Source organism: Pseudoalteromonas sp. D15MCD-2, assembly GCF_038562745.1.
Classification (GTDB): domain Bacteria; phylum Pseudomonadota; class Gammaproteobacteria; order Enterobacterales; family Alteromonadaceae; genus Pseudoalteromonas.
Genome location: NZ_JBCFQE010000001.1, coordinates 327,501 through 351,141 on the forward strand (window position 1 = coordinate 327,501; position 23,641 = coordinate 351,141).

22 protein-coding genes and 2 rRNA genes (1 of these 24 running past the window's edge) are annotated in these 23,641 nt (G+C 42.8%); 19 read left to right on the top strand and 5 right to left on the bottom strand.

Features of this window, described 5'->3' with window-relative positions; translation table 11 throughout:
• Positions 1 to 2,312, top strand: a 23S ribosomal RNA gene (locus AADY36_RS01445); it begins 571 nt to the left of the window's first position.
• A gap of 125 nt (positions 2,313 to 2,437) precedes the next feature.
• A 5S ribosomal RNA gene (rrf, locus tag AADY36_RS01450) occupies positions 2,438 to 2,552 on the top strand.
• A gap of 1,089 nt (positions 2,553 to 3,641) precedes the next feature.
• On the opposite strand, the gene AADY36_RS01455 is transcribed toward rrf, so the two are convergent.
• The 3 genes from AADY36_RS01455 to hslR all read right to left on the bottom strand — a co-directional run bounded on the left by AADY36_RS01455 (position 3,642) and on the right by hslR (position 6,738).
• Positions 3,642 to 5,180: a phosphoenolpyruvate carboxykinase gene (locus AADY36_RS01455; RefSeq protein WP_055199452.1), complete on the bottom strand. Its 1,539-nt coding sequence runs from the start codon at positions 5,178 to 5,180 to the stop codon at positions 3,642 to 3,644.
• A gap of 277 nt (positions 5,181 to 5,457) precedes the next feature.
• The gene (gene hslO / locus AADY36_RS01460) at positions 5,458 to 6,303 is read right to left on the bottom strand and encodes an Hsp33 family molecular chaperone HslO (RefSeq protein WP_054564046.1); all 846 of its coding nucleotides are present in this window, start codon (positions 6,301 to 6,303) and stop codon (positions 5,458 to 5,460) included.
• A gap of 12 nt (positions 6,304 to 6,315) precedes the next feature.
• Complete coding sequence (gene hslR / locus AADY36_RS01465) at positions 6,316 to 6,738, bottom strand: ribosome-associated heat shock protein Hsp15 (protein ID WP_370316790.1); 423 nt, start codon at positions 6,736 to 6,738, stop codon at positions 6,316 to 6,318.
• 206 nt (positions 6,739 to 6,944) lie between these two features.
• Between hslR and gspC the strand changes: the two genes are divergently transcribed.
• From gspC to AADY36_RS01530, 13 genes are all read left to right on the top strand, one after another.
• Complete coding sequence (gspC, locus tag AADY36_RS01470) at positions 6,945 to 7,886, top strand: type II secretion system protein GspC (RefSeq protein ID WP_054564048.1); 942 nt, start codon at positions 6,945 to 6,947, stop codon at positions 7,884 to 7,886.
• A 22-nt stretch (positions 7,887 to 7,908) separates the two neighbouring features.
• Positions 7,909 to 9,972 (top strand): type II secretion system secretin GspD, encoded by a 2,064-nt coding sequence (gene gspD / locus AADY36_RS01475; RefSeq protein ID WP_054564049.1) that lies wholly within the window; start codon positions 7,909 to 7,911, stop codon positions 9,970 to 9,972.
• Positions 9,965 to 11,530, top strand: coding sequence for a type II secretion system ATPase GspE (gspE, locus tag AADY36_RS01480; RefSeq protein WP_054564050.1), 1,566 nt, complete (start codon positions 9,965 to 9,967; stop codon positions 11,528 to 11,530). Before gspD ends, gspE begins: the two co-directional genes overlap by 8 nt.
• A gap of 2 nt (positions 11,531 to 11,532) precedes the next feature.
• Positions 11,533 to 12,768: a type II secretion system inner membrane protein GspF gene (gspF, locus tag AADY36_RS01485; protein WP_054564051.1), complete on the top strand. Its 1,236-nt coding sequence runs from the start codon at positions 11,533 to 11,535 to the stop codon at positions 12,766 to 12,768.
• 78 nt (positions 12,769 to 12,846) lie between these two features.
• Complete coding sequence (gspG, locus tag AADY36_RS01490; protein ID WP_054564052.1) at positions 12,847 to 13,266, top strand: type II secretion system major pseudopilin GspG; 420 nt, start codon at positions 12,847 to 12,849, stop codon at positions 13,264 to 13,266.
• 55 nt (positions 13,267 to 13,321) lie between these two features.
• Positions 13,322 to 13,921, top strand: coding sequence for a prepilin-type N-terminal cleavage/methylation domain-containing protein (locus AADY36_RS01495; RefSeq protein WP_054564053.1), 600 nt, complete (start codon positions 13,322 to 13,324; stop codon positions 13,919 to 13,921).
• Entirely contained in the window at positions 13,921 to 14,295 is a 375-nt protein-coding gene (gspI, locus tag AADY36_RS01500) for a type II secretion system minor pseudopilin GspI (RefSeq protein WP_054564054.1), read from the top strand. Before AADY36_RS01495 ends, gspI begins: the two co-directional genes overlap by 1 nt.
• Positions 14,295 to 14,942 (top strand): type II secretion system minor pseudopilin GspJ, encoded by a 648-nt coding sequence (gene gspJ, locus AADY36_RS01505; protein WP_055022236.1) that lies wholly within the window; start codon positions 14,295 to 14,297, stop codon positions 14,940 to 14,942. The genes gspI and gspJ overlap by 1 nt, the downstream gene beginning before the upstream one ends.
• 2 nt (positions 14,943 to 14,944) lie before the next feature.
• Positions 14,945 to 15,940 carry a type II secretion system minor pseudopilin GspK gene (gene gspK, locus AADY36_RS01510; protein WP_054564056.1) on the top strand — a complete coding sequence of 332 codons (996 nt, stop codon included), beginning with the start codon at positions 14,945 to 14,947 and terminating at the stop codon, positions 15,938 to 15,940.
• Positions 15,937 to 17,148, top strand: a complete 1,212-nt coding sequence (gspL, locus tag AADY36_RS01515) for a type II secretion system protein GspL (RefSeq protein WP_055022237.1) — start codon at positions 15,937 to 15,939, stop codon at positions 17,146 to 17,148. Before gspK ends, gspL begins: the two co-directional genes overlap by 4 nt.
• On the top strand, positions 17,145 to 17,618 hold the full coding sequence (gene gspM / locus AADY36_RS01520; protein ID WP_054554848.1) for a type II secretion system protein GspM: 474 nt from the start codon (positions 17,145 to 17,147) through the stop codon (positions 17,616 to 17,618). Before gspL ends, gspM begins: the two co-directional genes overlap by 4 nt.
• Before the next feature lie 3 nt (positions 17,619 to 17,621).
• The gene (locus AADY36_RS01525) at positions 17,622 to 18,380 is read left to right on the top strand and encodes a type II secretion system protein N (protein WP_285222147.1); all 759 of its coding nucleotides are present in this window, start codon (positions 17,622 to 17,624) and stop codon (positions 18,378 to 18,380) included.
• A gap of 19 nt (positions 18,381 to 18,399) precedes the next feature.
• Entirely contained in the window at positions 18,400 to 19,014 is a 615-nt protein-coding gene (locus AADY36_RS01530) for a YecA/YgfB family protein (RefSeq protein ID WP_342408418.1), read from the top strand.
• Here the strand turns inward: AADY36_RS01530 and AADY36_RS01535 are convergent.
• Positions 19,011 to 19,214 (bottom strand): hypothetical protein, encoded by a 204-nt coding sequence (locus AADY36_RS01535; RefSeq protein ID WP_054564061.1) that lies wholly within the window; start codon positions 19,212 to 19,214, stop codon positions 19,011 to 19,013. The two genes, AADY36_RS01530 and AADY36_RS01535, sit on opposite strands and share 4 nt — an antisense overlap.
• Complete coding sequence (locus tag AADY36_RS01540; RefSeq protein WP_054564062.1) at positions 19,214 to 19,573, bottom strand: hypothetical protein; 360 nt, start codon at positions 19,571 to 19,573, stop codon at positions 19,214 to 19,216. Before AADY36_RS01540 ends, AADY36_RS01535 begins: the two co-directional genes overlap by 1 nt.
• Positions 19,574 to 19,850: 277 nt before the next feature.
• On the opposite strand from AADY36_RS01540, the gene ccoG reads away from it, so the two are divergent.
• From ccoG to AADY36_RS01560, 4 genes are all read left to right on the top strand, one after another.
• Positions 19,851 to 21,281 carry a cytochrome c oxidase accessory protein CcoG gene (gene ccoG, locus AADY36_RS01545; protein WP_054564063.1) on the top strand — a complete coding sequence of 477 codons (1,431 nt, stop codon included), beginning with the start codon at positions 19,851 to 19,853 and terminating at the stop codon, positions 21,279 to 21,281.
• Between the two features lie 65 nt (positions 21,282 to 21,346).
• Positions 21,347 to 22,321, top strand: a complete 975-nt coding sequence (locus tag AADY36_RS01550; RefSeq protein ID WP_054564064.1) for a serine/threonine protein kinase — start codon at positions 21,347 to 21,349, stop codon at positions 22,319 to 22,321.
• A 30-nt stretch (positions 22,322 to 22,351) separates the two neighbouring features.
• Entirely contained in the window at positions 22,352 to 22,975 is a 624-nt protein-coding gene (locus tag AADY36_RS01555) for a thiol:disulfide interchange protein DsbA/DsbL (RefSeq protein WP_054564065.1), read from the top strand.
• Positions 22,976 to 22,992: 17 nt separating this feature from the next.
• Positions 22,993 to 23,631, top strand: coding sequence for a thiol:disulfide interchange protein DsbA/DsbL (locus AADY36_RS01560; protein ID WP_054554856.1), 639 nt, complete (start codon positions 22,993 to 22,995; stop codon positions 23,629 to 23,631).
• Positions 23,632 to 23,641 lie beyond the last annotated feature (10 nt).

Below are 23,641 nucleotides of genomic sequence, written 5' to 3' on the forward strand. Positions count from 1 at the left end.
TTATATTTTGTAGCGAGGTTAACCGATTAGGGTAGCCGTAGGGAAACCGAGTCTTAACTGGGCGCGTAGTTGCAAGGTATAGACCCGAAACCCGGTGATCTAGCCATGGGCAGGTTGAAGGTTGAGTAACATCAACTGGAGGACCGAACCCACTAACGTTGAAAAGTTAGGGGATGACCTGTGGCTAGGAGTGAAAGGCTAATCAAACCGGGAGATAGCTGGTTCTCCCCGAAATCTATTTAGGTAGAGCCTCGGACGAATACTTACGGGGGTAGAGCACTGTTAAGGCTAGGGGGTCATCCCGACTTACCAACCCTTTGCAAACTCCGAATACCGTAAAGTACTATCCGGGAGACACACGGCGGGTGCTAACGTCCGTCGTGAAGAGGGAAACAACCCAGACCGCCAGCTAAGGTCCCAAAGTCATAGTTAAGTGGGAAACGATGTGGAAAGGCCCAGACAGCCAGGAGGTTGGCTTAGAAGCAGCCATCCTTTAAAGAAAGCGTAATAGCTCACTGGTCGAGTCGGTCTGCGCGGAAGATGTAACGGGGCTAAACTATGCACCGAAGCTGCGGATTCAAACTTTGTTTGAGTGGTAGGGGAGCGTTCTGTAAGCCGTTGAAGGTGTACCGGGAGGTATGCTGGAGGTATCAGAAGTGCGAATGCTGACATGAGTAACGATAATGCGGGTGAAAAACCCGCACGCCGGAAGACCAAGGGTTCCTATCCCATGTTAATCAGGGTAGGGTAAGTCGACCCCTAAGGCGAGGCCGAAAGGCGTAGTCGATGGGAAACGGGTTAATATTCCCGTACTTGGTATAATTGCGATGGGGGGACGGAGCAGGCTAAACAAGCATGGCGTTGGTTGTCCATGTGAAAGTGAGTAGGTTGAGAGTTTAGGAAAATCCGGACTCTTAAGACTGAGACACGAGACGAGCACCCAAGGGTGTGAAGTTGTTGATGCCATACTTCCAGGAAAAGCCTCTAAGCTTCAGATTATACCGAATCGTACCCCAAACCGACACAGGTGGTCAGGTAGAGAATACTAAGGCGCTTGAGAGAACTCGGGTGAAGGAACTAGGCAAAATTGTACCGTAACTTCGGGAGAAGGTACGCTCCTATCTGTGATGAGACTTGCTCTCTAAGCGGACGGGAGCCGCAGTGACCAGGTGGCTGGGACTGTTTATTAAAAACACAGCACTGTGCAAAATCGCAAGATGACGTATACGGTGTGACACCTGCCCGGTGCCGGAAGGTTAATTGATGGGGTTAGTTTTCGGACGAAGCTCTTGATCGAAGCCCCGGTAAACGGCGGCCGTAACTATAACGGTCCTAAGGTAGCGAAATTCCTTGTCGGGTAAGTTCCGACCTGCACGAATGGTGTAACCATGGCCACGCTGTCTCCACCCGAGACTCAGTGAAATTGAAATCGCAGTGAAGATGCTGTGTACCCGCGGCTAGACGGAAAGACCCCGTGAACCTTTACTACAGCTTGGCACTGAACATTGACCCTACATGTGTAGGATAGGTGGGAGGCTTTGAAGCAGAAACGCTAGTTTTTGTGGAGCCGTCCTTGAAATACCACCCTTGTAGTGTTGATGTTCTAACGTTGGTCCCTAATCGGGATTACGGACAGTGCCTGGTGGGTAGTTTGACTGGGGCGGTCTCCTCCCAAAGAGTAACGGAGGAGCACGAAGGTTGGCTAAGTACGGTCGGACATCGTACGGTTAGTGTAATGGTAGAAGCCAGCTTAACTGCGAGACAGACACGTCGAGCAGGTACGAAAGTAGGTCATAGTGATCCGGTGGTTCTGAATGGAAGGGCCATCGCTCAACGGATAAAAGGTACTCCGGGGATAACAGGCTGATACCGCCCAAGAGTTCATATCGACGGCGGTGTTTGGCACCTCGATGTCGGCTCATCACATCCTGGGGCTGAAGTCGGTCCCAAGGGTATGGCTGTTCGCCATTTAAAGTGGTACGCGAGCTGGGTTTAGAACGTCGTGAGACAGTTCGGTCCCTATCTGCCGTGGGCGTTTGAGAATTGAGAGGGGTTGCTCCTAGTACGAGAGGACCGGAGTGAACGAACCGCTGGTGTTCGGGTTGTCATGCCAATGGCACTGCCCGGTAGCTACGTTCGGAACTGATAAGCGCTGAAAGCATCTAAGCGCGAAGCAGGCCTCGAGATGAGTTCTCACTAGACTTTTAAAGTCTCTGAAGGGCCGTTGAAGACTACAACGTTGATAGGCAGGATGTGGAAGTGGTGTGAGCCATTAAGCTAACCTGTACTAATTACCCGTGAGGCTTAACCATACAACGCCAAACGCGTTTTATGACAGCGTAACGAACAGAAGTTAAGTTACTAAAGTAGACATTTACTTGATATCAGAATTCCAGATTTATTAATTTGCTCAGATGAGCGAATTAAACCAAATTTGCTTGGTGACAATAGCGTTTTGGACCCACCTGACCCCATGCCGAACTCAGTAGTGAAACGAAACAGCGCCGATGATAGTGTAGCAGCTGCTATGTGAAAGTAGGTCATCGCCAGGCTCCAAATAAGAGAAAGCCCGATTCGAAAGAGTCGGGCTTTTTTGCGTCTGGAGCTTTCAGTTTTCAGCTATCAGCTGTCAGCCGTCAGTTGAACTGTGGGGTTGTTTAGTGCAGATACTCCCTCAGCAACAAACCCCGTAGGAGGCACTTCAGTGCCGAATTTAGACCAGAACAAACACATTCATGGCTAAAGCCATTCCTACGTGATGAGAAGGTTAGACGTTAGATATTAGATGTCAGTTGATCTACCGGGTTGTTAGGTAACTGAGTCACCCTCAGCAACAAACCCCGTAGGGGTACTTCAGTGCCAAATAGACAAGAGACGTTAGATAATAGATGTTAGTTGATCTACCGGGTTGTTAGGTAACTGAGTCACCCTCAGCAACAAACCCCGTAGGGGTACTTCAGTGCCAAATACACAAGAGACGTCAGATAATAGGTGTTAGTTGATCTACCGGGCTGAGTCACCCTCAGCAACAAAACCTCGTAGGAGGCACTTCAGTGCTGAATCTAGACCATAACAAACACATTCACGGCTAAAGCCATTGCATATCTCAGATGTCAGCTAAGCGGTGGGGTTGTCCTGTACAGAGTCTCCTTCAGCAACAAACCCTGTAGGAGGCACTTCAGTGCCGAATTTAGACCATAACATAAGCATTCATGGCTAAAGCCATTCCTACGTGATGCGTATCTCAGACGTCAGTTGAGCGGTGGATTTATTTAGTACTGTGTCACCCTCAGCAAGAATCCGCGTAGGAGGCACTTCAGTGCCGAATTCAGACCTTTACAAACACATTCACGGCTAAGCCATTCCTATAAGTACAATTTCCCTAGAGCCTAGAGCCTAGAGCCTAGAGCCTAGAACCCCCGGCAGAGGAAGACGCAGCACCAAACACCTCCACCGCGCGGCTGATAGCTGACGGCTGAAAGCTGATAGCTCTGTGATGTGTTTGGTTTCGCTCCGCTCTACCCAACCTACGCCAGACCCTAAACTTTCCCCTCGCTAACTTTACTCTTTCTAACTTATACCCCAAAAACAAAAACGCCAGCATTTAGCTGGCGTTTTCTAATCTGAAGGTAAGCTTGTTATTAAGCTTTTGGACCTGCTGATTTGATTGCTTCTGAAACATCGTATTTAGCGAAGTTTTCAGTGAAGTCAGAAGCTAGTTTGTTCGCGTATTCTGCGTACTTCTCTTTATCTTCCCATGTGTTGATTGGGTTAAGAAGTTGGCTATCTACACCTGGAACTGCAACTGGTACATCTAGGTTAAGTACGTCGATGTGTTGCGTTTCAACATCAGCAAGTTTACCTGATACGATTGCATCAACTACAGCACGAGTTGTTGGGATATCGAAGCGTTGACCAGTACCGTAAGGGCCACCTGTCCAACCTGTGTTAACTAGGTATACTTTAGCGCCGAATTCACGTACACGCTTCATTAGAAGCTCTGCATAAACGCCAGCAGGACGTGGGAAGAACGGAGCACCGAAACATGTTGAGAATGTAGACTCGATGTCGCTTGTTGAACCGATTTCAGTTGAACCTACTTTTGCTGTGTAACCGCTTAAGAAGTGGTATGCAGCAGCTTCTTCAGTTAGTACTGAAACTGGTGGTAATACACCGCTCACGTCACATGTTAGGAATACAACCGCTTTTGGCTCGCCAGCACGGTTTTCTACTTTACGTTTTTCAACGTGCTCTAGCGGGTAAGCTGCGCGGCTATTTTGTGTCAGGCTTGTATCATGGAAATCTGGAACACGATTTTCGTCAAGTACCACGTTTTCTAAGATGGTACCGAAGCGAATCGCATTCCAAATAACTGGTTCGTTCTTTTGTGAAAGGTCGATACATTTAGCGTAACAACCACCTTCGATATTAAATACGCTACCAGGTGCCCAACCGTGCTCGTCATCACCAATAAGGAAACGAGTAGGATCTGCAGATAATGTTGTTTTACCTGTACCAGATAGACCGAAGAATAACGCAGTATCGCCTGCTTCACCTACGTTTGCAGAGCAGTGCATTGGTAATACACCTTTTGCAGGAAGCAAAAAGTTTTGTACAGAGAACATTGATTTCTTCATTTCGCCTGCGTAGCGCATACCAGCTAGTAGTACTTTACGTTGTGCGAAGTTAATGATTACAGTGCCGTCACTGTTAGTGCCATCACGCTCTGGGTCACATACAAATGAAGGTACATTCATTACCTGCCACTCAGGGAAGTCAGCAGTATTGTATGTTTGAGGTTCGATAAACATGTTTTTGGCAAAAATATGATGCCATGCAGTTTCTGTTGTAACTACAACTGGTAGATAGTGCTCAGGATCAGCGCCAACTTCTAGGTGAGAGATGAAGTGGTCGTTGCTTTTCACGTGTTCTTCTACACGGGCCCATAACGCATCAAACTTGTCTGCATCGAATGGGCGGTTTACGTTGCCCCATTGGATTTCGTTTTCAGTGCTTGGCTCTTGAACAATAAAACGATCTTTTGGAGAGCGGCCAGTGCGTACACCGGTTTTAGCAACAAAAGCACCATTAGCGGCTAGAGTCCCTTCGCCACGACGAATAGCGTGTTCGACAAGTTCAGCTGCTGTAAGATCAACAAAACTAGTAGCGTTTGCAGTCATGTTTATACCTAAATTGTGAGAGATTGAACGGGATAGCTCTGGGGTTCTTAGTTTTCCCTTTTGCTAAAATAATAGTAACAGAAGGATTAGGGATATTCGAGTGTCTGAAGGGCTTAAAAAGGCATATATTTGGCAAAAAACATGAATAATTTCAATGATACCGGTGTCATAAAATGACGCTTTTTCATGACACCGGTATCATTAGTTTTGATATTTTTTTTAATAAAAAAGCCGCACTGATGGCGGCTTTTAATATAATAATATTTATTGTGGTATATTAATTAAATATGGCTTTAATATCTTGCTCGTTAAAGATGTATTCTTTTAAGCAATAATGACAGCTAATTTTTACTTCACCATTTGCTTGCACGTCGGCAAGTAATTCGTCTTGACCTACATTTACTAATGCAGCAATTGTTTTGTCTCTGCTACAGCCACAACGGAAGCTAATAGACTGTGGTTCGAATAACTGAGGATTATCTTCATGGTAAAGTCGAGTCAGCACAGTATTGGCATCTAAACCTAGTAACTCTTCATCTTTAATCGTGTTACTGATCGCTTCAAGGTGAGTGAAGTCTTCAACTGATTTGTCTTTATTTACAGGTAATACTTGCAAGAATAAGCCTGCAGCTTTGGCTGTGTCTGCTGTTACTTCAGTCGCAAACCAAAGACGTGTTTTTAACTGTTCCGATTGCTCAAAATAGTTTTCAAGGCATTTATCTAAGCTATCGTGCTCTAACGGTACAATACCTTGGTATCGCTCACCTTTTGTTGGCGTAATTGTAATAACCATATAGCCATTACCAATTAAGTCTTTTATTGAGCTACCGGTTACTTCACCTTGTAGACGTGCGATGCCTCGCATGTTTTGTTTATCGTCACCATTAATTACCGCATATTTAACAGGGCCGTCGCCTTGTAGTTGAACGGCAATTTCGCCTTCAAACTTTAAAGTAGCTGTTAATAAGCAGGTAGCAACAAGTAGTTCACCTAATAAGGTTTGCACAGGTGCTGGGTAATTATGGTTTGCGATCATCTCTTGATAAGTGTTTTCAATTTGTACGAGTTCGCCACGTACATCGAGCTGATCAAATATATAACGATGAAGTAAATCTTGTTGCATGAGTTGCATTACCTAACTTGATTTCATTTTTAACAGTTCACGTCTTTGCTTCTTATCTGGTTTACGATCAGGATGTGGAGCAAAGAAGCTGTTGTTCTTACGGGCGATAGCATTTGCTTCGCGTTTTTCAATACTAGCTTGAGTTTCTTGATATAAGGTTTGTGCAATGGGGGCACCTTGACGTTTTTCAAGGATCTTTTCGATTGTCACAACCTTTTCGTCGACCCCTTGTAGCAGTTTTACCACTGCACCTACTTCGACAATTTTGCTGGGCTTGGTACGTTGTCCATTATAATGTACTTTGCCGCCTTGCACCATGTCTCGTGCTATTGAGCGGGTTTTATAAAAGCGGGCAGCCCATAACCATTTATCAAGGCGCACGCTTAATTCGTCTTGTTTGTCTTGCGACTTTTGAGTGTTACCTTTTGACACAATTGTGCTCTTTTAAAGCTGCTTATATGTAGGCAAAATTTACCATGAAACTTAATCACAAAGAAATAGTCATAGTTATTCCTTGCAGCCCCTGTTTGTCGAAATTACCTTGTTTACAAAGTTTAATATACGTGCGCTTGTTGAATGAAAAATGAAAAGGTACTATAGGCCAGCTATCAAGCAGTAAATTAAAATAAGAAATAGAGTTTATGGATCAACACTTACAACAAGTTAAACAGTTTTTAAACGGCTTACCTCATGCCAAGCTAAGTGCATTTGTAGTGCTGTTAGTTGTTGTTTACATTGCTTTTTTGTCATCTAAGCTGTTTTGGCTTGTGTGGCCAGAACCCGATACAAGAGCACTGCCAGTAACCGGTGTTAACAGCATGGCTAAACGAGTTGAGACAGTCAGCTCTCGCCAAATTATTGAACAAAATCTATTCGGCAAAGTTGTTGTCGAAACTAAAAAACCTGCCGCGAAACAAAATCAAGTCATTAACAACGCCCCTGAAACACGTCTAAGTATTAACCTAACTGGTATTGTTGCGGTCAGCCAAAATGATCAAGCGGGTCTTGCTATTATTGAATCTCAAGGCAAGCAAGAAACCTATGTTGTCGATGATGCAATTAAAGGCACTCGTGCCAAGCTTGCTCAAGTATTACCTGACCGAGTAATTTTAGATGTAAGCGGCCGCTTTGAAACTTTAATGCTGGATGGCCTCGACTTTACTAAAAAAGTCTCTATGCCTGTATTGGCGGAGCGCAAAGAGTCAGAATTAACCGCAGGCCCTCAGCTTGTCGAAAATAATGAAATAAATGCGACTGAAGATGAAGATGTAAAAGAAGCTCTTATCGAAACGCGTGAAGAAGTATTAGACGATCCCGGTAAACTATTTGACTACATTCGCGTCTCTCAAGCGATGGTTGATGGCGAGTTAGTGGGTTATCGCTTAAGCCCAGGTAAAGATCCTGCTTTATTCAAGCAGATGGGATTAATGAACAATGATTTAGCTATTGCGATTAATGGCTATCAATTAAATGATTTAAAACAGGCAATGTCAGCAATAAACGAATTACGAAATAGTACTGACGCAAGTATCACTATCGAACGCGATGGTGAGCAAATTGATGTGCAATTTAGCCTGCAATAACTAGCTTTGGAGTTTTTATAGAATGGTTCACGCGCTACACCTCACAAAAATCAAAAAAGGGTTAGCTAAATATGCAGCGCTTTTTTTATTAACAGGATTATCGCTTTCAGTATCTGCTGTTGAGTATGCGGCTAATTTTAAAGGCACTGATATTAATGAATTTATTAATATCGTTGGTAAAAATCTAAATAAAACCGTCATTATTGACCCGAATGTGCGCGGCAAAGTCAATGTGCGCAGTTACGAGCTAATGGACGAGAAGCTTTATTACCAGTTCTTTTTAAATGTACTTGAGGTTTATGGTTATTCAGCTGTAGAGATGGATAACGGTATTATCAAAATTGAAAAAAGTTCTGACGCTAAAAAGTCGAACGTACCGCTGATCACTGAAGATAACCAAGCCAGTGGCGATATGATGGTGACACGTGTTGTACGTGTTAAAAATGTAAGCGTACAAGAGCTTGGCCCTCTAGTTCGTCAATTTAGTGATCAAAAAGATGGCGGCCACGTTGCTAACTTCAATGCAGCAAACGTGATGATGTTGACCGGTCATGCCGCGTCAGTTAACCGTTTAGTTGAAATCATTCGTTCGGTTGACCAAGCCGGTGATAAGCGTGTTGATATCGTCAAACTTAAATTTGCTACCGCTGACGATGTAGTGTCTGTTGTTGAGAATATTTACAAAGATGGCGGCAAAGGGAGTGTTCCTGAGTTTTTAATCCCTAAAGTTGTTGCTGATGGTCGTACTAACAGTGTGATTGTCAGTGGTGAAGCACAAGCGCGTACACGTGCTGTTGAATTGATTAGCCGTTTAGATGGTGAGCTAGAAAACCAAGGTAATACTAAGGTTATCTATCTTAATTACGCCAAAGCAGAAGACCTTGTAAAAGTATTGCAGGGCGTAAGCAAGACATTAGCAGAAGACGCGCAAGGCGGTGCAACAAAAACTCGCTCACGTAATCAAAACGAAACAAGCATTGAAGCACACCCAGATTCAAACTCACTCGTAATCACTGCACAGCCTGACACCATGCGTTCGCTTGAGCAAGTTATTGAACGTCTTGATGTTCGTCGTGCTCAGGTTTTAGTTGAAGCTATTATCGTTGAGGTGTTAGAAGCCGATGGTATCAACTTAGGCTTACAGTGGATTTCAGAGCAAGGCGGAATGATGCAGTTCAACAATGGCACCACAGTACCTGTTGGTTCGTTAGCTGTTGCTGCTGAACAAGCGCGTGATAAAACGATTGAAGGCACGGTAGTCGGTACTGAAACTGGCACTGTAACAAGTACCTCTGAAACACAAGAAGGTGACTTAACAGCACTTGCGTCACTACTTGGTGGTATTAATGGTCTAGCTATGGGTATTGTTAAAAATGACTGGGGTGCAATTATCCAAGCTGTTTCAACGGACACTAACTCTAATATTCTTGCTACGCCGTCTGTAACGACCATGGATAACGAAGAAGCATCAATGATTGTTGGTCAAGAAGTACCTATTATCACAGGTTCGCAAACAGGCTCAAATAACGCTAACCCATTCCAAACAGTTGAACGTCAAGAAGTGGGTGTGAAACTGAAAGTAACACCACAGATCAATGATGGCTCAGCAGTTCAATTAACTATTGAGCAAGAGGTTTCGAGTGTAAGTGGTGCGACTGCGGTTGATATTTCAGTAAACAAACGTGCTATTAAAACCACGGTTATGGCTGATGATGGCGGCATGGTTGTACTTGGCGGCTTGATTGATGAAGACGTGCAAGAAAGTGTCTCTAAAGTACCATTATTAGGTGATATTCCGGTACTTGGTCATTTATTCCGCTCAACCAGCACGAGTAAGCGTAAGCGTAACCTAATTGTATTTATTCGTCCTACGATTGTTCGCGATGGCATCAGCATGAATAAATTGAGCCACTCGAAATATAACTTTATTCGTGGCGAACAACACAAACAAAAAGAAGATGGTATTGATTTAATGCCGTTGACGGATGCACCAATTCTTCCTGAATGGAATGATGCTTTGATATTACCGCCAACGTACGAAGAGTACCTAAAACAACAAAACGCGAATGAGCGCAACGATGACTAATGCAATTACAGAAATCAATGATGAGTTAGCGTCAGAAGCGCCGGCAAGTCATGATGAGCTGCTAACAAGTGATGATCTTGTTAGCTTGCCAACCAAGCGTTTGCCATTCTCGTACGCGCGTCGTACAGGCGTATTATTGAGTAAAGATCAGGATAACTGGACTGTGTATTACCGCGGTGAGTTAGATGTTGATGCTTTACTTGAAGTACGCCGTATTGCGGGTCATGGTTTTTCGCTAGAACAATTACCTGATGACAAATTTGAGCTGTTGCTTGAGGCTTCTTATCAGCGTGATAGCTCTGAAACACAGCAAATGATGGAAGATATCGGTAACGAGGTTGATTTATTCTCGCTTGCAGATGAATTACCGCAAACTGAAGATCTACTAGCTGGTGATGACGATGCACCAATCATCAAACTGATCAACGCAATGCTCAGCGAAGCAATCAAAGAAGGTGCTTCAGATATTCATATCGAAACCTTTGAGCAAGAGCTGGTAATTCGCTTTAGGGTTGATGGCGTATTAAAAGAAGTGTTAAAGCCGAACCGCAAACTCGCTTCACTGCTGGTGTCGCGTATTAAGGTTATGGCAAAGCTAGATATTGCTGAAAAACGTATTCCGCAAGATGGTCGTATTAGTTTACGTATTGCTGGTCGTGCTGTTGATGTGCGTGTATCGACAATGCCATCAAGTTTTGGTGAGCGTGTTGTATTGCGTCTACTTGATAAAAACAACGCGCGCCTAAACCTAGAAGATTTAGGTATGACTGAGCGTAACCGTGAATTGTTTGCTGATTTAATCAGTAAGCCGCACGGTATTATCTTAGTAACCGGTCCTACGGGTTCTGGTAAAAGTACCACCTTGTATGCGGGGATGAGCCAAATCAACTCACGAGACCGCAATATTCTTACTGTTGAAGATCCAATCGAGTACGAGATCCCAGGTATTGGTCAAACTCAGGTTAATACCAAGGTAGATATGACCTTTGCCCGAGGCTTACGTGCCATCCTTCGTCAAGATCCTGATGTAGTAATGGTTGGTGAGATCCGTGACCTTGAAACGGCACAAATTGGTGTGCAAGCGTCATTAACCGGTCACTTGGTTATGTCAACACTGCATACTAATACAGCTGCTGGTGCTATCACGCGTATGGAAGACATGGGCGTGGAGCCTTTCTTACTGTCATCATCGTTACTCGGTGTATTGTCACAACGTCTTGTACGTACTTTATGTAATAGCTGTAAAGAAGGTCACATTGCTGATGAGCGCGAGTGCCAGTTATTAGGTGTTAATCCTGCTGAGCCGCCAACAATTTATCGTGCAGTTGGTTGTGAAGAGTGTAACTTTAATGGTTATCGCGGTCGTACTGGTATTCATGAATTGCTGGTTGTTGATGAAACAATTCGCGAAATGATCCACAGCGGTAAAGGCGAACAAAGTGTTGAAAAATACATTCGCAAACATAGCCCAAGTATTCGCCAAGATGGCTGTAATCGCGTACTTGCAGGTCGCACTACCTTAGAAGAAGTCCTGCGTGTAACACGTGAGGAAGGTTAATCATGGCAGCATTTGAATACCGTGCCCTCGATGGCAGAGGTAAAGAGAAAAAAGGCATTCTTGAAGCTGATACGGTAAAGCAAATCCGCCAAACCTTGCGCGATCAAGGTTTAATGCCTTTAGAAGTCGTTGCTGCTGCAGAAGGTGAAAAGCAAGCGACTGGGGCAAAGGGCTCTCTATTTGGTAGCTTCTTTAAACCAAAAATTTCGACTTCAGATTTAGCATTAATCACTCGCCAGCTCGCAACTTTAATCCAGTCAGCATTACCTGTTGAAGGGGCTGTCATGGCGGTGGCTGAGCAGTGTGAAAAGCCGCGTTTAAAGCGAATGCTTATGGCTGTGCGCTCAAAGGTTGTTGAAGGTTATACCTTAGCAGATGGCATGAGTGAATTTCCGCATGTATTTGATGATTTGTATCGTGCCATGGTGGCAGCCGGTGAAAAATCAGGTCACCTAGACCAAGTTTTAAATCGTTTAGCTGATTACACGGAACAACGTCAGCATATGCGCAGTCAAATCACACAGGCGATGGTTTATCCAACTATTCTGGTGGTATTTGCTATTGCGATTGTCTCTGTATTGTTAGGTACTGTGGTACCAAAAATCCTGAAGACCTTCGAAAAATCAAAACAAGTATTACCCTGGACTACCGAATGGGTAATGGCCGCCAGTAATTTTGTGCAAAACTACTGGTTTATTAGTTTAGTCATTATAACCGTGTTAGCTGTGGCCATTAAGCAAGCGCTTAAGCAGCCGCATATTCGTTACTGGTATGACGAAAAAGTGCTGTATTTACCGGGCATTGGTAAGGTAGCACGCGGTGTTAATACGGCGCGTTTTGCTCGAACTTTAAGTATTTTATCGTCAAGCTCAGTGCCGCTACTTGAAGGGATGCGTATCTCAGGTGGTGTACTGGCTAACGAAAAAATGAAAAAGTCAGTGCAAGATGCTGCAACACGTGTGAGTGAAGGGGCGAGTCTTCGTGCTTCACTTCAGCAAACCAAACTTTTCCCACCTATGATGCTGCACATGATAGCCAGTGGTGAAAAATCAGGTGAACTTGAGCAAATGCTTGAGCGTGCTGCAAATAACCAAGATCGTGAGTTTGAGAGCATGGTAAACGTGTCTCTGAAACTATTAGAGCCCGCGATGATTGCTTCAATGGCGGTAATTGTATTGTTTATTGTTATGGCAATACTACAGCCGATTATGGCAATGAATAAGGCTGTAGGTCTTTAAATTAGGGAACACTAGAGCAATTAGCAGCTAACACTGCCGCTCTATAATAAATTTTTGAAGAAAGTTAGAGGTATTTTTGTGAACAAACAGTCAGGTTTCTCATTACTAGAAGTCATGGTAGTACTGGTTATCATCGGTATGATCATGTCAATTGTGGCGCCAAATATCATGGGTCAGCAAGAAGAAGCTGCAATCGATAAAGCACACCTAGATATTCAACAAATTGAAGATGCGTTAAGCTTATACAAGCTTAAAAACAAAGCGTATCCAACCACAGAGCAAGGCTTAGAAGCGCTAGTAAATAAAACAAGTATTGAGCCAATTCCAAGACGTTTTCCTGATGGCGGTTTCCTTGAGAAATTACCAGAAGATCCATGGGGTAACCCTTACCAGCTAATCAGCCCAGGAGAAGTCGGTAAAATTGATATCTTCTCAATGGGTCCTGACGGTGAAGCAGGTACTGATGATGACATCGGTAACTGGGATGAAGAAAAGTAATAATGCCTAAATTCAGCCAACTGAACAAAGCTTATACACATCAAGGCTTACTATTATGGTAAGCCTTGGTCGTTTGCGTTTGGCTGGCCGTGCTAAGCACGCGAAAGGGTTTAGCCTCATCGAAATATTAATGGTGCTCGTGGTGATTGGTTTTGTCACCAAAATGGTTGCCTACAGTTTTGATGGTGGTGCTGAAGAAGAACTCGAAAAACAAGCGCTCAGATTACATACTACGATTAATATGGCGTCAGAGTTTGCGATTTTAAATCAGGTTGAGCTGGGTTTTCATCTTGACCAAGATACATTTGAATTTTTAGTTTTTGACGGTGATAAGTGGGTTACGTTTGACCGTGAAAAATTGTTTGCCCCAATTAAGGTTGATGAGCGCTTTAAGCTCACTCTTAACCTTGATGATTTAGCCTGGGCACAAGATAACTTACTAGAGCAGTCAAACTGGCGCGAATTAATGAGCGGTGGTGACGAAGACAGCCTACTTGAGCTTCAAAAGCTCAAAATACCGCAGGTACTTATTTTATCTTCTGGCGAAGTCAGTGCGTTTCAATTGGTTTACGAGCTTAAAGAAGAGCGTGAACCTCAGTATTTTATCGAAGGCGAATTTATGGCCCCGGTAAAGTTTCGTATGGAGCCTGAATAATGAATAAGTCAGCAGGTTTTACCTTACTTGAAGTGATGGTTGCACTGGCTATTTGTGCAATGGCCGGTATTGCCGCAATGCAGGCAACCGGTGAGCATATTAATCATCTTTCGTCGATTGAAGAGCAAACTTATGCTTCTTGGGTTGCTGAGAACGTAATGGTTGAGCAACGCGCCAAAGGCGATAAATGGACAGGCAAAAATGGCGTTAAAGGTACTGAAACGCTCGCTGGTTTTGAATGGTATTGGCGTCAGGACGTGGTTCCTACTGCTGATAAAACCTTTGTAAAGGTCACCATTAACGTGTTCGCCGATGAAAAGCTTGAATACCCAGTTTATGAGCTTTCTACTTATTTGAATAAAGGTGATAAGTAGTGAAGCAACGCGGTTTTACCTTACTTGAAGTGATTGTCGCCATGGGCATCTTAGCCTTTGTGGTGTTATCGACCCATCAAATACTGGATTCGACAACCAAAGCAAAAGAAGCCTCAGACGAGACAATTGCTGAGTTAAATGGCTTTCAAACCTTATTTCGTTTGATGGACCAAGATTTTAGTCAAATGACTAAACGTCAGGTGCGAAACGAAGCCGGTGATTTTCAAGACACGTATGTGTTAGCTGGTCGTTATGTTCTTGATAGCCAATACGATGGCATTGGTTTTGTTCGTGATGGTTGGGTTAACCCAATTAACTTACTGCCGCGTTCTGAACTGCAAGCGGTTGGTTATCGCGTTATCGATGACAAGCTTGAGCGAGTGTATCGGGTGTATGTTGATCAACTAGATAACATGGAGCCGCGTTCACAAGTTATTTTGGAAGATATTGAAGATCTTAAATTTGAATTTTTAGATGATAAAGACGAATGGCAAGAACAGTGGCAAATTAAAGCACTGCCAAAAGCGGTGGCAGTTACAATTCAAAAAATAGAACAAGAACCCATTCGTCGCGTGTTTTTAGTGCCAGGTGAAGGCAAAGTCACTGCCCAAGCAAATAATGGTAATAATAACGGAACGGGTGGTTAGCTATGACTACTATTAAACGTTCTAAAGGTGCTGCGCTTGTTATTGTGCTATTTATTGTGGCGCTGGCTGCAATGTTAGCCGTTGAGATGAGTGCTAATTTAATGGTGCAAGTGCAGCGTAGCAGCAATATTCAAAACCATCAACAGGCTAAATGGTATGCCTTTGCAGCTGAAGAGCTGGCAATTAAAGCACTAAAACAAACTAAAAAAGATGATCCTGATAAAACGCATTTAGAGCAGGTCTGGGCGCAGCAGGGTGGGGTCCCTTACCCTGTTGATAATGGTACCTTAAGTGGCACAATTACAGACTTACAAGCATGTTTGAATTTAAATGCATTGCATGTAAAGCCTGATCAACAAACGGATCCAAATAATAAAACGAACCCAGCACATAAGGCATTGTTGGCATTATTAGAAAATATTGAAGACTTACCAACAGATGAGTCTGAAGAAGCCATGGCCGATAGCGTGTTTGATTGGTTAGACGCTGATAGTATTACCTATCGCTCAGGTGCAGAAGAAGATGAGTATTTATCTCGACAATACCCATATATGACGGCAAATAGCTATTTTGCTTCGACCTCAGAACTTCGTTTAGTAAAAGGCTTTAACCCACTCGTTATGGAGAAACTTTTACCATTTGTGTGTGTTATTCCAGGTAGTGAGTTATTGGAAATAAACGTTAATACACTACCTGTAGAAAGCGCCATTATATTAAGCTCGCTTATTGATGGCTTAAGTCTTTCAGGCGCTGAAGCGGTATTATCATCACGTCCTCAAGATGGTTATGATGATTTAGAAGCATTTTTTGAAGAGGTTAATCAACAAGGCGCACAAAATGTGAAAGCCGTTGAAGACCTATTCAGTATCAACAGTGAATATTTTAAACTACAAACGCAGGCTGAATTTGCAGAACTGCGTTTTTCGATGACCACCTTACTCCATGCCACTAATGGTACAGTAACGATACTGGCGCGAAAATTTGGAGGCGTACAGTGACAGAGATATTGTTGATCCGTACGGGTCAAACATTAAAAGACAGCCTTAACTGGCTAATTTACTCACCAACAGAACAAGAAATAATTGCTAGCGGCGAAATTGCCAATGCAACACAACTTGGTGAGCTAACAGAGAGAGCACAATCACGGGAAGTGGTTGTACTACTACCAAGTGATCAAGTACAACTAAAAACGGTCGCATTGCCAACCAAGTGGAGCCGCAAGTTAGAGCAAGCACTTCCTTACATGCTAGAAGAAGAAATAGCCTGTGATGTTGATGACTTATTCATAGCGATTGCAGAGCCAACACTTATTGATGAGAAGCACGCGATTAACATCGCGATGACCGATCGTGAATGGTTTGAGCAATGGCTGGCTGAGTTTAATGAGCATGGCATCGAAGTATATAAAATACTGCCGGATGCTTTATTGTTACCTGATGTCGATGACAACACTCAGTTACGCGCTATTGAGCTTAATGGTCAGTGGCTATGTAAGCAGGGTAACTGGCATATTGCCGCTGTAGAGACAAGTTGGCTTGCTGGCTATTTAACAGCATTAGGTAACCCTGATGTTGCACACTTTAGCCCTGCAACGGCTTTTCCTGATACGGTTAACCTTAGTGCTCAAACGCAGCAATACGATTTACCTTTAGCCTTATTTGCTAAGCAGTTACCTGAGGTGAAATTCAACCTTCGCCAAGGTGTTTATCAGCTTAAGAAGAAATCAGCAATTTGGTGGGGCTATTGGCAAAAAGCAGCTATTGCAGCAGGTGTTGCATTAGTTTGCAGTGTAGGTGTTAAGTCGCTTGAGCTTTATAAGTTAAATAACCAGCTTGAAGCCGCAAAAGCTGAAGTGGTTGCTAATTATCAGCGTGCTTTTCCAAATAAAAAAGTGCGTCCTCAGCTTATTCGTAGCCAAATTCGCAGCGAACTTGCATTGATAGAAAGTGGCAGTACAGCTGGCTTCTTAGATTTGACTAACGATCTGGTTGCGATTTTTAGTGAAGTAAAAGATTTCACACCAGAAACGCTTCGCTATGATCAAGGTCGTAACGAATTACGTATTCGTGCGCGCGGCAAAGATTTCCAGTCATTTAGTAAAGTAAAAGCAATTTTAGAGCAGCGTGGCTTAACCGTAGATCAAGGCTCGCTAAATAATGATGGTGATTTTGTCGTTGGTGAAATTAAGTTACGAGGTGCGGCATGAAAAACCAAATAATCAATTATTGGCGCTCGTTAAAAGAACAAGAGCAGCAACTTGTAATGGTTGCAGGTGGTGTGTTTGTTATTTTTGTGCTGGTTATGGGGGTCTTTCGTCCACTTAACGCTGCTATCGAAAAAGCAGAGCAAGACACAATAAAACAGCAAGAGCTGCTAGCGTGGGTTGATGAAAGTATTGTTAAACTTAAAGCGAGTGGTAACGCGCGTAATACGAGCAGCCGTAGCTTAAGCCAAATCGTTAATAGCACCCGCAATCGTTATCAAATTATCATTAGTAAAATGCAGCCAAATGACAATTCACTTCGTTTAACCATTGACTCTGTTGAGTTTAATAACCTCGTTGAATGGCTTGATGAACTGGTTAATTCTCATGGCGTGCTAATCGAGAATTTAGATTTAAGTAAAGATGACAAATCAGGCTTTGTGCGTGTAAGTCGTTTGGTACTAGAGAAGTAAACGATGAAAAGAGTTATTTTATTAATCACAGTGTTTGTGATGTGTTTTTTGGTGTTTACGCTGGTAAAAACACCCGCTGCCGTTGCACTTGATTTAGCCAAGCCGCATTTACCAAAGCAATTACAATTAGGTAAAGCCAGTGGCACGCTATGGGACGGCCGCATTATGCAGGTACGTTTTGATGGTGAGCAATTAAATAATGTGCGTTGGCAGTTATCGGGCTGGTCACTGTTCACAGGTAAATTAGTGGGTACGGTACGCTTTGGGGATCCTCGTGATAAAGCGGATATTTCAGGCCATGCTGATTTTTCATATGGTCTCTTTAACCAAGCTATCACTGTGAAAAAGACGATGTTACGCTTAACGGTTGAGCGTGCTATGGAGCGTTTACAACTTCCTTTGCCGGTTAGTGCGCAAGGTCGTGTGATTGTAGATTTAGATGAGTACAGCTCAGGCGAGCCTTACTGTGAAAGCCTAAGCGGCGAAATCGCGAGCCCGAACATTGATGTTAAAGGAATGAACAACTGGTTTAGCATTGGTCCTCTGAGCGGTCGTTTAAGCTGTAAATCCGGTGATGTAGCAGTGCTTGTTGACCCAGAAAACCGTTTAGGGCTTGAAGCTGATGCAGTATTAAAAGCGAATCTAGACTTTAAAGTAGCTGGTTATATTAAACCTGAAGCAAGCTTACCAAAAGAAGTGCATGATGCAGCTAAGTTTCTTGGTCGTCCTGATAACGAAGGCCGCTATCCGCTTAACTTTTAAATTGGATTAATCGAACAGTATGCAATTACCTGAGTTTTCAAAGCAGCAAAGTGAGCTTTTAAGTCAGTTTTTAGCGCAGCATCAAGATGCGCTTAGCTTGTCGCAAACCCAAGGCTACTTATTTGCGGTGATCTGTGCTCCTGAGCCGCTTGATGTTCATCAGTGGTTAGAAGAGGTTGCACCTGGCTCTGATGGGAAAATGGACGAGCAAGTGCTGTTTGCATTTATGGCTTTATATCAACAGATCAGCGAACAAGTATTCGAAACGGGTTTTACATTACCTGTGAGCCTACAGTTGAGCTCTCAAGGGCAGCAATACTTAGACATTCAAGAATGTCAGCATTGGAGCCAAGGCTTTATGCATGGTGCACAAGGCTACGTTAACAAGCTATTAAGCGCGCCACAGTTAGCTGATGAGCTTAAAGAGGCGTTGGCTAGTGCACTGCAAAGCTTAGGCTTTTTTACCCTTGAAAGTAGCGATATCGCAGCCCTTGCAACTGATAATGGTTTATCTGAAGGGCAATTATGCCAGCAGCAGTATGAAGTTATGAATGAATTCGCCGCTGGCTTTGCTGAGCTAATTGAAGTCGTTGCTGTAAATAGCCAGCTATATAATGATGAGGGCTGGAACTAACCCAGCTCTAAAAGAATGTCTGTGCAACCTTTGGCACAGCTTACAACGCCTTTACCAGGCTGATCAGTCTTCAAATTTAAGGTAAGGGCGCCTTTACATACTTCACAGTATAAGGTTTGCCCCTTACCCAGCTTTTTTAACATATTGCGCTGTTTGGCAAACGAGTCGCTGGTTTTTTTGTTTAAAGCTGAAAAGTCCATTACTTGTTTAGCCTTTCTTCAAGTGCGTTCGAGACAATACTACATACTCGATTTAAGCGCTCGCCATAAAAATATAAGTTAATATCTTTTTCACGGCAGTAGTGTAAGTGAAAAACTTGTAGTTTATCGTCAGTGGTAAATGTCTCTTCAATATACTCAAGCTCTGAATTAGATAAATTCAGCTGTGATTTAATATTATTCTTAGCCATATTTGCCGCAGGACTTCGGTTGACTTTACTGGCATCAGAAATAAGGCTAACGCCTTCACCTAGTAACCTTTCTCTTGGCTCTTTGATCAAAGGATGATCAATCGTGAAAAGTGCTAAAATAATAAGCACTAAAATAAGAAATTTTTTCATAGCACAATAATCTTTGATCTAAATAAATACGGTATAGGTGCAAGTTTAATAAAATGGTCGTTTTAAAAGCAAGCAGATAAGATTAAATAATTAAAACGTCGTATTTTCGATCAATCCCTGAAATTTTCTATAGATTGAGTATAATGCTCTATAGATTTAAAGTTTCAGAAATCTTTGAACGTAATGAGATGTATTCTGATTTGCTTATTGGCACAGAGAATCTCTTACTGCAAACATATGTTTGAGTATTATTTCCTAGTGGCGTTGAGGAATTTTAATGGATAAACAGATTAAGGTTAAAAATATCCCAACGGAAGTAAAAATCCAGAAACCGGAAAACGCTTCCCTCGATGATAGATTTAATCCACGTAACCGTATTTATGTTCGAGCTGTAACAGGTTTACACCAATTGTTAAGACAACGAATTGGTTTTGTCGGCATGCTTGCATTTATGCTACTACCTTGGATTAACTTCCATGGCCAACAAGCTGTGTTGTTCGATTTGGTAGGGCAAAAGTTTAACATTTTTGGTTTAACGCTTTGGCCACAAGATCTGACTATCCTTGCTTTCATTCTCATGTTGGCGGCGTTTGCCTTGTTCTTAGTAACTACTTTCTATGGACGGGTTTGGTGTGGCTATACTTGCCCGCAAACCGTTTGGACCTTCATTTTTATTTGGTTTGAAGAAAAATTCGAAGGCAGCGCAAATCAACGTAAGAAACTAGATCAACGCCCAATGGACTTTGATAAGTTTTGGCGCAAAAGTGCTAAACACGGCAGCTGGTGGTTATTCTCGCTTTATACCGCATTTACTTTTGTAGGTTACTTTACGCCAATCCGTCAGCTACTGCCTGATCTGTTTACCCTTGATGCAACCGCGTATTCGTATATTTGTCTAGCCGTATTTGCTGTGTGTACCTATGGTAATGCCGGTTGGATGCGCGAGATTATGTGCTTACACATTTGCCCTTATTCTCGCTTTCAGTCAGCTATGTTCGATAAAGATACTTTTACCGTGAGCTATGACGAAGCACGTGGTGAAAGCCGTGGTCCTCGTTCACGTAAGCAAGATCCAAAAGAGCTCGGCTTAGGTGATTGTATCGACTGTAACTTATGTGTGCAGGTCTGCCCAACGGGGATCGATATTCGTAACGGCTTACAATACGAGTGCATTAACTGTGGTGCATGTATCGATGCGTGTGATGGGGTGATGGATAAAATGAATTACCCACGCGGGCTCATTTCCTATACCACCGAGCGTAACTTAGAAACGCCAGACAACAAAACACATGCACTGCGCCCTAAGTTAATTGGCTATTTAGTTATCTTAGTCGTGCTATCAGGGGCGTTAGTAGCAAATATTGCGATGCGCAAACCGATGGAGCTCGATATTATTCGTGACCGTAACCAGCTATATCGTGTTGACTTTAATGGTTTAGTCGAAAACACCTATACACTAAAAGTAATTAACAAAGCTCAACATGAGCAAACCTTTAACATTCGTGTTGAAGGACTCGATAACTTTGAGTACATCGGCAAACAAACATTCACAGTACCTTCTGGTGAATCTTATAATGTGCCACTGTCATTAGTTGTTGATCCTTATGATTTGAAAAAGCCCATGACGAAGTTTGAGTTCGTACTTTCTGTCGATGGTGAGCCAGATGTGCAGATTTCGCAGCCGAGTAACTTCTTTAAGGCGCGATAATTAAGTACACTGAGCGAATGAATAAAAAGCGGGATTTTCCCGCTTTTTTTATATGATGAGGCATTATGAGTAAATTTAGTTTTGTAGACCTTACACCCGATTCAATTTTAGATGCAGTTGAAAGTATCGGTGTTTATGCTGAATCAGGTCTGCTGGCCTTAAATAGCTACGAGAACCGTGTTTATCAATTTAAAGCAGAAGATGGCCATCGTTATGTTGTTAAGTTCTACCGACCAGAGCGTTGGAGTAAGGCGCAAATCTTAGAAGAGCATGCGTTTGCATTTGAGCTTGCCGAGGCTGAAGTGCCGGTTGTTGCGCCTGTAATTATCGAAGGGCAAAGCTTATTTGAGCATAATGGTTATTTGTTTACGTTATTCCCAAGTGTGGGCGGGCGCATTTTTGAAGTTGATAATTTAGATCAACTCGATGTACTTGGCCGCTTAATTGGGCGAATGCACCAAGTAGCTAAGGCAAAGCCATTTGAACATAGGCCTGTGATCAGCTGCGAAGAATACCTTCAGACAGCTAAAGTTCAGTTACAAGCAAGTAACTTGGTGCCAATGGCATTAGAGAACGCCTTTTATACTATTTTAGATTTGGTGATTAAAGAAACCACAGAGCAGTATAAAAATGTTGAAACCATCCGCCTGCACGGCGATTGCCATGCCGGTAATATATTGTGGTCTGGTGACGCGTTAATGTTTGTTGACTTAGATGACAGCCGACAAGGGCCTGCAATTCAAGATCTTTGGATGATGCTCAGTGGCGATCGTAACAACCAACTGTTACAGTTAGACACCTTAGTGGCTGCTTATGAAGAATTTTGCGACTTTGATCACAGCCAATTAAAGTTGATTGAACCACTTAGAGCAATGCGAATGGTGCATTACATGGGGTGGTTGGCAAAAAGGTGGGATGATCCTGCGTTCCCACGGAACTTTTCATGGTTTGCTGAAGACAAATACTGGGAGCAGCAAATACTAGCGCTAAAAGAACAGCTTGCAGCGCTACAGGAAGCACCATTAAAATTATTACCATAAATTTTTAAAGTTAAGAAAGACGAGAAAACAATGTTTAAAAAATTAAAGTTAAGTCTACTCATTTTATGTTTACCTTTTGCGGCCCTTGCTGCTGATTTCGAAGCAGGCAATCAATACGAAGTATTAAAAGTTGAGAAAAGTGCAACACCTCAAGTAACCGAGTTCTTTTCGTTTTATTGTCCACACTGTTTTCAGTTTGAACCGGTCGCAAAAGCATTAACGGCAAGTCTTCCTGAAGGGACTGAATTTGTAAAAAGCCATGTTAACTTTTTAGGTGGTGTATCTAAGCAAACGCAAAGTAACTTAAGCTATGCCTACTTAATTGCTAAGCAACATGGCAAAGGTGAGCAAGTTGCTGATCAAATCTTTAATAGCATCCACAGACAGCGCGCTTTACTAAAAGATATAAAAGACGTGAAAGCATTACTTGCGACCAATGGTATTAGCAACGATGTGTTTGACGCTGAAATTGCAAGCATGCCAGTGATTAGTGCTGAAAAAGCGATGCAAGATAAGCAGCAAAAATATTCAGATATGGGCGCCCTTACTGGTGTACCAACTTTTATCGTCAATGATAAATATAAAATTAATTTAAACACCATCAAGAGCCAGCAGATGCTTGATGAGTTAGTCGAATTTTTATTAAAACAATAATTTTGGAGTAAGAAGTAATGATCAAGTTAGTAAAAGCTGTATTAATGGCTGCCACGCTAGGTTTAGCGGCAAATGCCTCAGCTGCTCAATATGAAGAAGGTAAGCATTATGAAACGATTGATGCACGCGCTTCTAAAAAGCCTGAAGTAAAAGAGTTCTTCTCATTCTACTGCCCACACTGTAATAACTTCGAGCCAGTAGTGAAAGAGCTTAAAACACTTCTTAAAGATGGCGTTAAATTCAAAAAGAGTCATGTTGATTTTTCAGGTCCTCGTGACCCAGAAATTCAGACTATCTTAGCGCAAGGTTATGCGACGGCTAATGTGTTACCACAGAAAGACGCGTTAGTAGCCGCTGTGTTTAATCATATTCACGGTAAGCGTGCTCGTATTAACGAACTAGCTGATATGAAAGACATCTTTGTTTCACAAGGTGTGTCGGCTGAAGATTTTGATAAGTACTACAACAGCTTCTCTGTACGTACTATGGCGTCTAAGATGAAACGCGACCAAGAATATTACCAACAAAAAGGTGCTTTAAAAGGCGTTCCAACTTTTATTGTTAATGGTAAATACCGTGTAATCCTAGGTGCGGATTCAGGTATTAGCGATGCGAAGAGCATGGCAGACTTAATTAACTACCTAGCTGATAAATAAGCTTAGTTAG